Consider the following 397-nt stretch of genomic DNA (forward strand, 5'->3'; position numbering starts at 1 on the left):
ATAAGTATTTGAAAAATTATTTACTCCATTAACCATCATAACAAATCCCTATACTTTCATATCAAATAAACTTATATTTTTTTGGCTGTATTGTAAAGCCACTTGCAAAAACTCTTCAAATGTTTCATAACTATCTATATCTTTAGGAGCTTTTAGATTTTTACCACTTAGCATTTCATAAGCTAGTTTTTCATACCAATTTAGTATTTTTTTATATTCTTTTGCTAATTCTTCACTTCTTGCTCTTTTAAAATCTTGTGATAATCTATTTGCTTCATCAGCTAAGTATTTTGGCATTTTTGAAATATCGCTTTGCGTTATTAAACCTTTTGCTACCATAGAATTAAGTGGTTTTGCGACATTTTGTGCGAATTCTTTATAATCTACAAATCTATCC

At 27.2% G+C, this 397-nt stretch carries 1 protein-coding gene; it reads right to left on the reverse strand.

The genetic code is table 11. From position 1 onward, the window contains the following. Window positions 1-48: 48 nt before the first annotated feature. The coding region (locus AVBRAN9331_RS09805; protein ID WP_336612936.1) for a hypothetical protein at window positions 49-397 on the reverse strand (349 nt) is incomplete at its 5' end.

The sequence above is a fragment of the Campylobacter sp. RM9331 genome, assembly GCF_020137685.1.
Taxonomy (GTDB): Bacteria; Campylobacterota; Campylobacteria; order Campylobacterales; family Campylobacteraceae; genus Campylobacter_E.